The organism is Candidatus Latescibacter sp. IFSED24 (genome assembly GCF_058273205.1).
The window spans coordinates 3,395,848-3,409,215 of sequence record NZ_CM177850.1 but is presented as its reverse complement, the minus strand read 5'-3'; the positions used below and the strand labels follow the sequence as shown (position 1 = coordinate 3,409,215).

The following is a 13,368-nucleotide window of genomic DNA, read 5'->3' as shown; positions in this document are numbered from 1 at the left end:
AACGGGAGTGCCGACCATGACCGGTTCCAGGATCCGCCTTGCCACGACCATCCTCTGCCTCGTCATCTGCAGCGGTCTCGCCTCCGCGGAGACCACGGGGTCCATCTTCATCGGCGGCAGCTTCCCGGCCGGCGATTTCAAGAGCGGCTTCGACGCCGGTTACAACGTCGGCGGGTACCTGACCACGCCGCTCTCCCCGGTCTTCGACCTCGGCGGGATCGTCACCTACCACGAATTCAAGAACCTCCTGGGCGATCTGCCGGTGCTCGGCGACTACTTCGGCGAGGACTTCGACGCCTGGGAGATCCAGGCCCTCGGGCAGGCCAATGCCGGGTGGTTGAGGGGCTTTCTCGGACTGGGCGTGACCAACCACAGCGAGCTCCTGATCGAGGGCGGGGGCGGCCGCATGACCCATTTCTCGTGGCAGCTGGGCATCGCAGCGTGGGTGCACCACTTCGAGGCGAGGGCGGGCTATCACCGGATCCAGCTCGATGGTGAGGCCACCGGCTGGTTCGACGTGACCGTGGGTGTGGTGTTCTAGAGCTTTCTGGACGCTACGCTCCAGGAACGGATCGGCATGCCGGCTTCGCGGTCGGGATGCGCCTGGCCGCCATGACCTCCAGGACGCGCCCCCGATCCTTTGCCTCCACCTGGAACTCGCCGGAGTAGGCGTCGGAGATGTGGGCTTTCCAGAACCGGCGCAGCGGGTTCGGCTCGTCCAGGGGCTTGTAGAACTTGAATCCGTTACGGACCGGGACCACGTGGCTCAGCTGATACCAGCGGAAGACGTCCTCGTAATCCCGCGGCGATTTCGGGCGGAACGGACGCTTCTGGAGCCCGGATTCGTCCAGGCGATACTCGATCCGATTGAGGACTCCGGGGACGAGCGGAACGATACCGCCCACCGCCGCGGCCGCCAGCGCCTTCACCGCGGTCGGCGAGTGGACCACGAAGTACGCGAACACCATGAAGGCGGCGAAGACCAGGGCCACGTAGAGCAGGATGATCGGCTGCAGCTTGCGCGCCGACCAGCGATGCAGGACGGCCGGCCCGTCACCGGGCGCTGCCGTGATTTCAGGTCCCATGAACCCGACCTCCTCGGAGCATGATCGTGCCGACTCTATCATCGCTGAACATCGGGCGTCAAATGGCGTGGCGGACCTCTGCAACATCCGGATCCCATGCGGACGCGTTTTGCTCGACCACCCACCGCTCGCAATGGCCGATGACGCCCCGTCGTTTCCCATGATCCCCGCACGGTTCTTGCCAAAGAGAGGTGAAGCGTCGTGGATCGATGGAGGCGAGCGCGGCAGACAAGGACCCCGTCAGGCGGCTGGATCATCATGGCCAACGAGGATCGCACCTACATCATCGAGCCCGAGGCCACCGACCCGGACCTCATCCGCAGCCTGTCGCCCCTGGGCGACGACATCCTCACGCCCACACCCCAGCAACATCCACGGACCAGGCGTCAACGATCCGCCAGCGTGGAGTCTCGCCCTGTCGAAGGCGCGCGACCGCCCGCCAAGCCCGTTCTCTGGCTCGTGGCCGCCTTCGCGCTGGGTCCGCTTTCCCTGCTCATGACCGCGGACGCCCGGCGGCAACGAGTGCGCTGGATCAGCGCCGGGGCCGCCGTGGTGCTGGCTGGCGCCGCCGTCTGGGTCTGGACACAAGAGGCGGGCGTGCTCGGTGGCGGCGACCGCGCGGTGATCGCTCAGGCCGCCGCCGCCATGGTGGCGGGCGTGGCCTGGCTGGCTGCCTGGTGCGGGGGACTGCTCTCCGCAGCCCGGCGCTGCGATGAAGGTCCGCTGGCGCGTCGCGGCCATCGTCGGCCCCTGGTCGCGGGCCTGGCTGGCTTTGCAGCGCCGGGCCTGGGTCTGCTGCTGGCCGGGCGCAGGGTCCGGTGCGCCATCAGCATCATGTTGGTGGGGCTGGGTGCCACGGCCGGCTTGTCGCTGTGGCGCGCGGTGGACTGGTGGTCCTGGCATCGTTCCGGACCCGCGTCTGTCTTCACCGATCTCCAGCTGGAACAGGCCTTCCTGGTTTTCGTCGGTCTGGCCGGCCTCGGCGTCCTCGCCTGGCTGGTCTCGGCGCTCGAGGCCGGACGGCTGGCCGCAGGACCGCGAGTGGTTCGCACCATGGCGGGCGCCGACCGCATTCCGGCCGCGCTGCTGATCGCCCTGGTGGCCCTGGGCCTCTGGTTCCGTCCCCTGGACCTCAGCCAGGAGCTGGACCGGATCACTGGCACGCTCGCTGAGAATGGACTGCGCCTGGCTCCCCTCTGGACCGCGCATGCGGCGGCCCTGCTCGCCCCGGCCGATCCGGTGCTCGAGCTCCGGGTCGCCGAGCGGGAAGCGGCCATGGGCCACGTCCGCGAGGCCGCGGCCATCCGCGAGAAGCTCCACGGACGCTGGCAGCGGTTCGTCCAGGAGGACCGGGAGGTGGCCGGGGAATTCGCTGGCGGCGCCTCGGCTTTGGAGCGACCGGTGGTGAACTGGCGGCAAGAGACTGAATCATCGCCGTTCGCCTCGCCGAGCTCCACCGGCGGCACGATCCCCGCACCGCCTTCGTCGGTCGTGACGAGCCCGCAGTAGCCCCGGTGGCTGCCCGCACCCGTGGGCCGATGCGGGCGCGTGGCCCTGGCGTCCCGTGGAATTGAATCGCGATTCGTGATATCATGACGGTCCCCGCTCAGACCAGGAGGACCGTCATGCGCTCCCTCGCCCTCGTGACCGGCCTGCTGCTGCTCGCCATGCCCGTCCAGGCCCAGAAATCCACCGACCATGTTGGCGCGCGCGGCGCCCGGGACGCCCGTGAAGGCGGCGAGGACATCGCCACCGCGCTGCCGGTGATGCTGCCCTTCGCCGACACCGGCGCCACCTGCGACAACCTCGACGACTACGACGAGGTCTGCCCGTACTCGGGCTCCACTTCCCCCGACGTGGTCTACACCTTCCTGCCCGGACACGACACCGTGGTCGACGTGGACCTGATGGGGTCGAGCTACGACACCAAGGTGTACCTCTACGACGAGGACCTGAACCTGGTGGACTGCAACGACGACTTCTACCCCGACTACGTCTCCAAGCTGGAGAGCGTGCCGCTCGTGTCCGGGATGCGCTACTACCTGGTCATCGACGGCTACGGCGGTGCCTGCGGCGCCTACGTGGTGACCGTCTGCGAGAACCTGCCCTGCGATTTCGGCTGCTCGTCCGGCGACGTCCTCGAGGGCGAGCCGTCGCTCTACCCCGGCTACGTCGACACCTACAACGGCGGCTGCGACGTGGACCCGCCGGTGTTCCAGATCCTCGAGCGGCCGCTCGACGCCGAGACCCTGCATTTCTGCGGCACGGTGGGCTATTGCCAGAACGGCGCGGACTGGCAGCGCGACAGCGACTGGTTCCAGTTCACGGCCGCCGGCGATCAGGTGCTCATCGAGGCCACGGCGCCCTACTCCTGGCCCGCCAGCTTCGACGTGCTCTTCCTCGACGGCTGCGACGAGATCTCGCTCTTCCCCTACGAGTTCGGCATCTGCGAGACGGGCCAGCTCGTGGTGCCGACCGTGCCGGGCCAGGTCGTGACCTTGCAGGTGCGTCCGTATTACGCGGACATGCAGCCGTGCGGCTACCTCGTCGACGAGTACCTGCTGGCGATCACCGGGTTGTCGGGGGCTGTGACCGTGGATGTGCGGAGCTGGAGCGAGATCAAGGCGCTGTATCGCTGATGGAGTCCCCGCGAAGGGCTCCATCGATCAGGGCAGTGCCAGCCCTTCGCGAATGGCGAAACGCGCCAGCTTCACGCGGTCATGAATCTCCAGCTTCGCCATCAGGTTGGTGCAATGCTGGTCGACCGTCTTGATGCTGCGGTTCATCACCGCGGCGATTTCCTTCTTGGCCAGACCGCGGGCGAGGTAGCCCAGGATCTCGAGTTCCCGCGGTGTCAGGGTCTCGATGCGGGCGCAGGGTGGACCCAGCCCGTTGCTGCCATGAACGAGGGCGATGCGGGCGCAGACCTCGGGCGAGAAGTATTTCCGACCGGCAGCCACTTCCCTGATGGCGTGGACGATGTCCTCCAGCGACTCGGTCTTGCGGATGTAGCTCGCCACGTCGAGATCGAGCGCTTGATGGACGAAATGATCGGAGACGTGGGCGCTGAGCAGGACGACCCGCATCTCGGGCAACTCCGTCCGCAGCAGCCGGACCGCATCGAAGACCGATTGTCCCGGCATGTCGATGTCCAGGATGGCGAGATCTGGACGATGACACCGCGCGGCGGCGATGGCTCTGGCCGTGTCGCCGGCTTTGGCTACCACCTCCATGCTCGCTGCAGACAGCTGCTCGGCGAGCATGTCACAAAGAAAGACGTGGTCATCGGCCAGCAGGACGGTGATGGCCTTCATCTCGATGCCTCCTCGCGTACAAATTCTTCACTGAGCGCAGTGGCGACGAGGCGACACAGATTCTGCATGGTGAAGGGCTTCGCCAGGATGATCGCTCTGCCCTCGAACAGTGCCTCGACCTCGCGCAGAGGGCGGTCGGTGATCAGGATCATCGGTGGATGCTGCTGGCGGGCGAGCCGAGAGATGGCCTTCAGGCTCTCGTCACCCGGGAGGTCGGTATCCACGATGGCCAGGCCGATGACCTGGCCGCCGCTGGCCAGTGTCGTCACCAGCTCCCCGGCCGATGACGCGTCCTGAACACGATATCCCGCGGTGCCGAGCGCTTCGGTCATCGCTTCCCGCGCGAGACCAGGAGCTGCCGCGAGTACGACCGTCCGGTCGTCGCCGCTGGCGGGTGCTGATGCCTCGCATGTCCCATCGCTGCTCGCCATGGGGTCGCACCGCGGGATATGCAGTGTGAACTCCATCCTGTTGCCAGACTGCGAGGTGAAACTCAGGTGACCATGGCACTCCGCAGCGATGCGCTGGACGTTGAACAACCCTAGCTCTGTGCCGATCTGGGCCGGGTCCTCAATGAGGAACGGATCGTGGTTCCGGTCAATACTCCGGTGTGCGTCTCGCAGGCCGGAATCGGAGACCGAGAATTCGACATACCCGTCATTCCCCTCGCCAGGTGGGGCGCGACAAACCAGAGCCAGACCCAGTTGTCCGCCGGAGGGCATGGCATCGCAGGCGTTGAGTGCCAGGTTGAGCAAGGCCATCTGGACACGGTCGGGATCGACGTGGATCCACACTGGCTGATCCGGCATCGGACCCTCTACCAACTGGATGGCTGCTGGCAGGACCGGCCGCAGCAGCTCGACAGTACGTTTGAATAGCGCCGCAGCTGCGATGAACCGCGGTTGGACCACTGATCGGTCGGTCAGAGAGAGTAGCGACTTGATGACCGCCGTGGCTTGTGCCACGGCGACCTCGATCCGCACCAGGTTGTCCTGCTTGCCGGTGGGCAAGTCATCGCGTTTGCGCAGCGACATGGTATGGGCGGAGATGGCCAGCAAGGTGTTGCCGAGGTCGTGGGCGATGCCGGCTGCGAGCCGACCGACACTCTCCAGCTGCTGAGCGTGGCAAAGCTGAGCTTCCAGCTGGCGCCTCCGCGTCATGTCCCGGACCAGACACAGCACGGCCTCGCGACCGCGGTCCTCCACCTGGCGTCGGCTGACCTCCACCAGGAGGCGCCGACCATCCCTGCAGCGATATTCGCGTTCGACCAGTCCATCCTCGGTGTTCAGGCTGGAGACGGTTGCCGCCTCCGCCGACGGACTCCCGGGCATGTATTCGATCTCGTCGATCTTCATGCGGGTCAGATCATCTCGGGAGAAGCCGAGGTGCTCGGTCGCAGCGTGGTTCGCATCCAGGATCTGTCCAGTGCGGCGATCCACCAGCACGATCGAATCGTAGACCTGATCGAAGAGATTCTGGAATCGTTCGAGGGCGCTGGACATCTCCTGGCGGGCCAGGTCTCGCTGGTCCATCTCGCTGATGACCCGGCGTCGCCAGATCTCGACCGACCGCAGCAGGACGAACCAGAGGATCGCGCTGGTCAAGATGATCAGCACGACCCAGGTGAGCGTCATGATTTCCTCTCGGCGCTCGGCGGCAAGGGTGGATCCGAAATCGGCATGGAATCCCTGGGCGTAGGCATCGAGGGCGCCCAGGAATTCCTGCATGCTCGCGTGGTACTGGGGATCGCTCAGCCGCGCGAGGGCCTCGTCCTGACGTCCGTCGCAGGCCAGGGCGATGGCCACCGCCTCGTGTTCGCGCAGCGTGGTCTGGATGGAGTCGGCACGGTCCAGGGCGCACTTGGCCCGGCACTCCTGGCGAACGAACTTGGCGATCAGCAGCTTGTCCGAGAGCTGGGTCGCGATCAGGTCGCGCTCGGTCAGATCGGCGAGTTCAGGATGGTGGACGGTCGCAGCGGCACCGTGAACCAGGACCTCGTTGAGGTGGAAGGCATGATCCCGCAGGGCCTCACCCCTGAGGTAGGCCTCCGTGACCAGTTGACAGGCCTTCAGAGTGTGGGTGACGTGCCAGATCAAGGGCAAGGAAAGGAGGGTGACCAGCACGCAGGCAACCACGACGGCTTGTCGCAATGATGGCCGCCGACTCCCAATCCCGTCTCCCAATCCCCTTTTGCTAGCCATATGACCACTCCACTTTCATGGAGGGTTGCGGTCCGTAGCCGGTACCGCGGGCTCACTATAGCATTACAGATCCTTTCAGTCTAGCTTTTGCGGTGAGCCCTGTAACGATAGATCATCGATTGAGACAAATGAGCAATTTGCACCGCGTGCGAATCCAGACGAGGGTCCGCCCCTGCCAGGATTGAGGTGTTCTCCCTATGGTGATCCCGACCCGGTTGACTGCATCCTGGATGCTTGCCACGGCTTCCGCCAGAAAAGTGGTGGACATGTTCGCCACACGAGGGATTCACCATCCTGGCCACACGACATCGAACTGAGTCCTCGACCGCACCGTTGCTTGATCCGCGGCGATGAATCCACCTCCCCGACATCCGGCTGGAGAAGCCGTACGGCGCAAAAACGGCTGCCGAGGTCGGCATCAACGAGGAGGTAGGTCATGTGGCGAATAGGATGGTTCCTGATTGCATCGCTAGGGTTGCTATTGTTCTGCGGTTGTTCCCAGGATGAAACGACGAGTCCACTCAGTCCGCTTGGTGACGTCGGCGATGTGGTGAAGGAGGGCGAAGTCACGGCTGGCAACAATCTCTCGTTCCCGGTGATCTGGTCGGACGGTTTCGACCTTCCTCTGCGTGGCGCACCCGATGAGACGATGTTCCAAGGCGCGTACGATGAGATCGACGGCATAGCCTGGTACCGCCAGCAGGACGCAGCCAACGAGTGGCAGGCCGAGTCCGCCGACTGGAGCCTGACGCCGGTGATGGTGTCCTGGGTCGATTGGGGCGACAATCTCGAGGCTCGGTCGTGGCCACAGCGGGCCAAGGTGCGTGTCGAGGTCGTGCTCTTCCAGGACCTGACCACGTCGATGACCGGCTACGAGATGTTGCACCTCGATGGCCAGGGCATCGATGAGATGTGGGGCACCAACACCCTGACCTACCCTTCGATGAAGGCCACGGTCTACACGCACAACGCCCGGCTGACCATCCAGAAGCTCACGGTGGAGCCCGACCAGGCCAACCTGGTCTGGAACCCTGCGACCGGCCAGTGGGATGGGGATGTCGAAACCGAGACCTACTACAACAGCACAGTCTGGGAGAGCGGCGAGGGGCCAGGCGACGGATACTCGGCAGAGATCAACATCCAGGGTAAGGTCATCTACGGCATGCTCTGGGACGTTAGCGAGCAAGGTGACGGAGCTGGGAACTATCGGCTCACTTTCAGCCTGGACGGCATGAACGGCGACGTCGACCTGAATACCTGGTTCGACGCCAACACCGCTATCGTCGAACCCGAGATCGAAGAGGAGGAAGAAGGCGAGAAGGCCGAGCCCACCGGTGGTGTCACCCATATCGACGTGATCAACAACCTCTCCTACATCGACGTGGTCATCGTCGAAGGCGGCGGCGGCGGCGGTGGTGGCGGCGGCAATGGTAACGGCGGTGGTGGTGGCGGCGGTCAGGGGGGGCCGAACCACTAGGGAATACCGCGATCATGAACACACCCTCAGCGGGGCCGGCTTTCAGGGGAGCCGGCCCCTTGAACGACTAGCCGTAGACGGCGGTCTCGTCGTCTGCGACGGCGCGTTCAACGGTCGCCGGCACCAGCTGACCCGGGACGGTTGTGGTTAGCGGGGGCCTTGGCAACGCCCTTGATCAGCAGCCACAGGCAGAACGCCAGTTCGCCCAGGAGCGGCGCGGCATAGACCGGCGCCACCGCCGCGGCGTGTTCGGGCCAGAGGAAGAGCGTGAAGCTGCCCACCAGGTAGCCCAGGGAGGCGAGCACCATCAGCACGCCCAGGAATCCCGGGAAGATATCCGACTTGAGGAGCAGGTACCCCAGCACCAGGCAGTGCAGGCCGAAGAACACCAGCCCCAGATCGTACCCGTGCCGGTGCATCTCGAGGAAGAACAGCGCCAGGGCCTGCAGCTGGTCGGGCGCGAACGCGGTCAGGTAGTCGGCTCCGCTCAGCAGGACCAGGGGCGCGAGGTGATTGAGCAGGTTGGTCCCGTAGATCGCGGTCCCGATCAGCCGGAAACCCGCCGCCGTCAGGGCCAGCGTCCTGCCCGCCGGCCGCAGCAGCACGTAGAGGAGCGCGGCCACGGCCACATCGCACAGGAACATCACCAGGTCGCTGGCGAAGCCGAGGCGGAACAACCCCTCCGCGCCGACGATGTTGGCGGCCGTCGCCGCGGCGTCGCCGCGGACGATGAGGCCGGAGCGCACGTAGAGCTCGCTGAAGAGGCCGCAGGCGATGATGACCAGGTAGAGAACACCGGTGATCCGGGCGTAGGTCAGCGGAGAAGTCTGATCGTGGTGCGGTGTCAATCCGGTTCCTCCCTGTGTGCCGCCGGTGGGTATTCTCCAATCTCGCCAGCTTCAGCCTGAGTCCCACGGCCTGAACTGCCGGGACGTCGATCCCCCATCAGTCGCAAAACATGCCGCAGACCGCAAGGGGAATGCCGTGGTCATCCGCCTCGCCGGCGAGCAGCGGATGCGTGCGCTCCGCAACAGCCCTGACCGAGCGTAACGCCGGCGTAACGCCCGTCGCCCATCATGACCTCGGCAACCAACCACCTACCGGAGGAGCGCCTAATGTTGTCGATACCCTTGCGCCCGCTTGCCGGGTTTGTTCTGAGCCTGGTCCTGGTTCTCGCCCTGTCGGGTTGCAGCGATGACGACCCTACATCCCCGGGCGTGGATCCCGGCGACGGCCCTGGCGATCCGGGCGTATCCGCAGAGATCACCGTGACCCCGGCCGGTGGCACCTTCAGCCTGTTCGACGGCACCCTGATCCTGACCTGGCCGGCCAACGCCTTCGCCGCCGATGTCGACATCACCGTCACCCGCGCCGATCCTTCACACAAGGACCTCGCCGGAGTCCTGCCCGGCACCTGCTTCACCCTCGAACCCGAGGATCTGGTTCTGGACGACGGTCAGCTGGACATGGAGATCAGCTACGATCCCGCCGACCTGCCCGCGGATGTCGACGAACGCGGTCTGCGAGTCAGCCGATTGGGCGGCAATGTCTGGCTGCCCCAGATCTCGTATCCCGATCCCGAAGGCCACACCGTGCGCACGCGGCTGAACCAGCTGGCCACCTTCGGCGTGGTCCTGATGACCGAGGGCACGGTCCATCCCGGGAGCCCGGATCTGACCACGGCGGCAGATCTCGAGGTCTGGGGTGGGTATGCCGGCGTGGCGGGGACCCTGGAGATCACTGCAACCGACATCACCCTGGCCGAGCTGGCGCCCCTGGCCAACCTCGAGTGGGTGACCACCCTGGAGATCGTCGGCTGCACCACCCTCGACACCCTGCGGCTGCCGGCGTTGCGCCACGTGGACAAGCTCGAGATCCGGAACAACCCGCTCCTGCGCGCCATCGAATTGCCGGCTCTCGAGGGGGTCGGCGGCAATCTGTGGATCCGGCTGAACGATAGTCTGACCTCGATCTCGCTGCCCAGCCTGGAGGTCTCAGGCGGGGATCACTATGACGACCTGGCCATCGAGCACAATCCGGCGTTGACCAGCCTCGTGGGACTGGAGTCGGTGCGCGAGGTCGTCGGTGCCCTCAAGATCTGGGACAACGACCTGGCTTCGCTGACGGGGCTGGACGGGGTGGAGCGGGTCGGGCATCTGCTCGGCATCAACGAGGATCGGCTGTCTTCACTGGGCGGTCTGGGCAGCCTGGCCCGGGCAGGCGAGGTGAACATCTGGGACTGCGCCGAGCTGGACTCCCTGTCCGGCCTGAACACCCTGGAGACCGTCGTCGGCAGGCTGCGGGTCCAGGATTGTCCCCAGCTGGTCAACCTGCATGGGCTGGACGGGCTGGTCACCGTGCAGAGCTTCACCCTGAGCGGCTGTCACATGGTGGCGAGCATGCAGGGCTTCGGTGCCTCCACGGTCGAGCTGGGCATCCAGCTATGGGACAACGGCAGCCTGTCCAGTCTCAGCGGTCTGGAGGGTGTGGGCAGCTTCCAGGGTCTGTCCATCACGGAATGCCACGCCCTGCAGGACCTCACCGGTCTGCCCGCGTTGCCGCGACTGGCCGGTATCGAACTGCGCCACATGGGCGGTCTGACCTCCCTGACCGGACTCGAATCCCTGGTCGAACTGATGCACCTGACCATGGAGAACTGCCCGGGCTTGACCGATTTCGCGGGTCTCGACAATCTGGGCACCATCTCCTCCCTGCTCTATCTGCAGAACATGAACGGCCTGGAGAACATGGATCACCTCGATGGCCTGACCAGCCTCGGTGGCCTGTTTATGGTGGGTTGCGACAATATCGTCGAGCTTCTGGGGTTGTCCGGGGTCACACGGTTCGGCTGGTCGGGGGTCGAGGCGAACTGGGATCTGATCATCACCGACAACAATTCGCTCGAGGGTGTCCGCGGTCTGCACGGCCTGCTGGTCAATCCCGGCACGGGGCACGCGATTCCCGGTGATCTGAGGATCTTGAGGAACAACGCGCTGACCACGGAGCGCATCGAGACGTTCATCGAGACCATCGGTGGCGAGGTCAGGATCGGCGGGTCCATCGAGTACGACTGACGGTGTAGCTTTGGCCGATTACCGCAGACACGGACGATCCGGGCCTTGCGCGAGCGAGGGGGCCCTCGGGGCCCCCTCCTGGACTCATCCTCGACGCCTGGCCGTCATCTCGGGCCGGAGGCCGTCTGGTGGGCGATCGGCCATGGCTCTACCCCACCAGCTTCTTGTGCGCCTCGATCAGCTTGTCCACAACCGACGGATCCGCCAGGGTGGTCACGTCGCCCAGACCCGTGTACTCGCCCGCCGCGATCTTCCGCAGGATGCGGCGCATGATCTTGCCGCTGCGGGTCTTGGGCAGGCCGGGCACGACCAGGATGGCGTCGGGCGTGGCCACGGGGCCGATGACGTGGCGCACCTGCTCCTTGAGCGTGCCCACGAGCTCGTTGGTGGTGGCGCCGTTGGTGTCGAGGCCCACGATGACGTAGGCGAAGATGCCCTGGCCCTTGATCTCGTGGGGGAAGCCCACCACGGCGGCCTCGGCCACGGCCTCGTGGGCCACCAGCGCGCTCTCCACCTCCGCCGTGCCCATGCGGTGTCCCGACACGTTGATCACGTCGTCCACGCGCCCGGTGATCCAGTAGTAGCCGTCCTCGTCGCGGCGGCAACCGTCGCCCGTGAAGTAGTAGCCCGGGTACTGGCTGAAGTAGGTCTCGTAGAATCGGTGATGGTCGCCCCAGACGGTGCGGGCCTGCCCCGGCCAGGTCTGGGCCAGGCAGAGGTTCCCGCTCACGCCGTTGCCCTCGATGATCTTGCCCTCGTCGTCCATGATCAGCGGCTTGACTCCGAAGAAGGGGAGGGTGGCCGATCCCGGCTTCATGGGCGTGATGCCGGGTATGGGCGTGATGAGGATGCCGCCGGTCTCGGTCTGCCACCAGGTGTCCACCACGCAGCACTGGCCGCGGCCGACCTTCTCGAAGTACCAGCGCCAGGTCTCGGGGTTGATGGGCTCGCCCACGGTGCCGAGCACCCGCAGGCTCTCCCGGGTGCTGCGCTGGAGGTGGCCGTCGCCCTCGCGCGCGATGGCCCGGATGGCCGTGGGCGCGGTGTAGAAGATGTTCACGCCCAGATCGTCGACGATCTGCCAGTAGCGGCCCGCGTCGGGGTAGGTGGGGATGGACTCGAACATCACCGTGGTCGCGCCGTTGGCCAGGGGACCGTAGATGATGTAGGTGTGGCCGGTGATCCAGCCGATATCGGCGGCGCAGAAGTACACGTCGCCGGGGTGGAAATCGAACACCACGCGGTGGGTCATCTGGGCGTAGACCAGGTAGCCGCCCGTGGTGTGCATCACGCCCTTGGGCTGGCCCGTCGATCCGCTGGTGTAGAGGATGAAGAGCGGATCCTCGGCGCCCATCCACTCCACGGTGCAGGTGGACCGCTGCTTGCGGCACTCCTCGTCGAGCCAGAAGTCGCGGCCCGGACGCATCTCCGTGTCGGCATCGGTGCGCCGGGCCACGAGCACGGTCTCCACCATGTCGAGGCCGTCCACGGCGCGGTCCACCGTCTTCTTGAGCTTCAGGACCTTGCCGCCGCGCAGGCCCTCGTTGGCCGTGATCACGATCTTGCACCGGGCGTCGATGATGCGGTCGCGGATGGCCTCGCTGGAGAAGCCGCCGAAGACGATGCTGTGGATGGCGCCGATCCGGGCGCAGGCGAGCATGACGAAGGCCAGTTCCGGGATCATGGGCATGTAGATGCAGACCCGGTCGCCCTTGCTCACGCCGTGGGCCTTGAGCACGTTGGCCACCCGCGCCACCTCGTGCTTGAGCTGCCGGTAGGTGATGCGCTCGTACTCACCCGGCTCGTCCTTGACCCAGACGATGGCGTCCTGGTCGCCCTTGTCGTTGAGGTGCCGGTCGACGCAGTTGTAGCAGGCGTTCAGGCGGCCGCCCGTGAACCAGGCGAAATCCACGTTCTCGAAATCGCTGTCGAGGACCTGGCGCCAGGGATGGAACCAGGTGAGGCGCTCCGCCTCCTTGGCCCAGAAGGTCTCGGGATCATCGAGCGAGAGCCGGTAGAGTCTCTGGAACTCCTCCATGGAACCGATGTAGGACCGGGCGGCCACCTGCGGGTTGGGTCCATAGACTTCGGGCACGTTGTTCTCAGCCATGCTCTCGAGCCTCCTCGTGGAATGACGGATGGACAGCGACGACCTGGCGGTGCTTGTCGTGGAATTTGGATCCATAGAAGATAAATATGTTCCGTTTTCACCGCTCC

At 65.7% G+C, this 13,368-nt stretch carries 10 protein-coding genes; 5 read left to right on the top strand and 5 right to left on the bottom strand.

Annotation, left to right across the window (positions count from 1 at the left end; all coding sequences use genetic code 11):
* Nucleotides 1-16: 16 nt before the first annotated feature.
* Nucleotides 17-541 (top strand): hypothetical protein, encoded by a 525-nt coding sequence (locus IFSED24_RS13865; protein ID WP_491332066.1) that lies wholly within the window; start codon nucleotides 17-19, stop codon nucleotides 539-541.
* Between the two features lie 13 nt (nucleotides 542-554).
* Here IFSED24_RS13865 and IFSED24_RS13860 read toward each other — a convergent pair whose 3' ends face one another.
* Nucleotides 555-1,085, bottom strand: a complete 531-nt coding sequence (locus IFSED24_RS13860) for a hypothetical protein (protein ID WP_491332065.1) — start codon at nucleotides 1,083-1,085, stop codon at nucleotides 555-557.
* A 258-nt stretch (nucleotides 1,086-1,343) separates the two neighbouring features.
* On the opposite strand from IFSED24_RS13860, the gene IFSED24_RS13855 reads away from it, so the two are divergent.
* Both IFSED24_RS13855 and IFSED24_RS13850 read left to right on the top strand, forming a co-directional pair.
* Nucleotides 1,344-2,594, top strand: coding sequence for a hypothetical protein (locus IFSED24_RS13855; protein WP_491332064.1), 1,251 nt, complete (start codon nucleotides 1,344-1,346; stop codon nucleotides 2,592-2,594).
* Between the two features lie 116 nt (nucleotides 2,595-2,710).
* The gene (locus tag IFSED24_RS13850) at nucleotides 2,711-3,724 is read left to right on the top strand and encodes a hypothetical protein (protein WP_491332063.1); all 1,014 of its coding nucleotides are present in this window, start codon (nucleotides 2,711-2,713) and stop codon (nucleotides 3,722-3,724) included.
* Between the two features lie 27 nt (nucleotides 3,725-3,751).
* Here IFSED24_RS13850 and IFSED24_RS13845 read toward each other — a convergent pair whose 3' ends face one another.
* Both IFSED24_RS13845 and IFSED24_RS13840 read right to left on the bottom strand, forming a co-directional pair.
* Complete coding sequence (locus tag IFSED24_RS13845) at nucleotides 3,752-4,399, bottom strand: response regulator (RefSeq protein ID WP_491332062.1); 648 nt, start codon at nucleotides 4,397-4,399, stop codon at nucleotides 3,752-3,754.
* Nucleotides 4,396-6,522 carry an ATP-binding response regulator gene (locus IFSED24_RS13840; protein ID WP_491332061.1) on the bottom strand — a complete coding sequence of 709 codons (2,127 nt, stop codon included), beginning with the start codon at nucleotides 6,520-6,522 and terminating at the stop codon, nucleotides 4,396-4,398. Before IFSED24_RS13840 ends, IFSED24_RS13845 begins: the two co-directional genes overlap by 4 nt.
* A gap of 514 nt (nucleotides 6,523-7,036) precedes the next feature.
* Here IFSED24_RS13840 and IFSED24_RS13835 point away from each other — a divergent pair.
* Nucleotides 7,037-8,077: a hypothetical protein gene (locus IFSED24_RS13835; protein ID WP_491332060.1), complete on the top strand. Its 1,041-nt coding sequence runs from the start codon at nucleotides 7,037-7,039 to the stop codon at nucleotides 8,075-8,077.
* 107 nt (nucleotides 8,078-8,184) lie between these two features.
* On the opposite strand, the gene IFSED24_RS13830 is transcribed toward IFSED24_RS13835, so the two are convergent.
* Nucleotides 8,185-8,925 carry a DUF4386 domain-containing protein gene (locus tag IFSED24_RS13830; RefSeq protein ID WP_491332059.1) on the bottom strand — a complete coding sequence of 247 codons (741 nt, stop codon included), beginning with the start codon at nucleotides 8,923-8,925 and terminating at the stop codon, nucleotides 8,185-8,187.
* A gap of 267 nt (nucleotides 8,926-9,192) precedes the next feature.
* Here IFSED24_RS13830 and IFSED24_RS13825 point away from each other — a divergent pair, with 267 nt between their 5' ends.
* Nucleotides 9,193-11,151, top strand: a complete 1,959-nt coding sequence (locus IFSED24_RS13825; protein WP_491332058.1) for a hypothetical protein — start codon at nucleotides 9,193-9,195, stop codon at nucleotides 11,149-11,151.
* Between the two features lie 148 nt (nucleotides 11,152-11,299).
* Here IFSED24_RS13825 and acs read toward each other — a convergent pair whose 3' ends face one another.
* Nucleotides 11,300-13,261, bottom strand: a complete 1,962-nt coding sequence (acs, locus tag IFSED24_RS13820) for an acetate--CoA ligase (protein ID WP_491332057.1) — start codon at nucleotides 13,259-13,261, stop codon at nucleotides 11,300-11,302.
* Nucleotides 13,262-13,368: the final 107 nt, after the last annotated feature.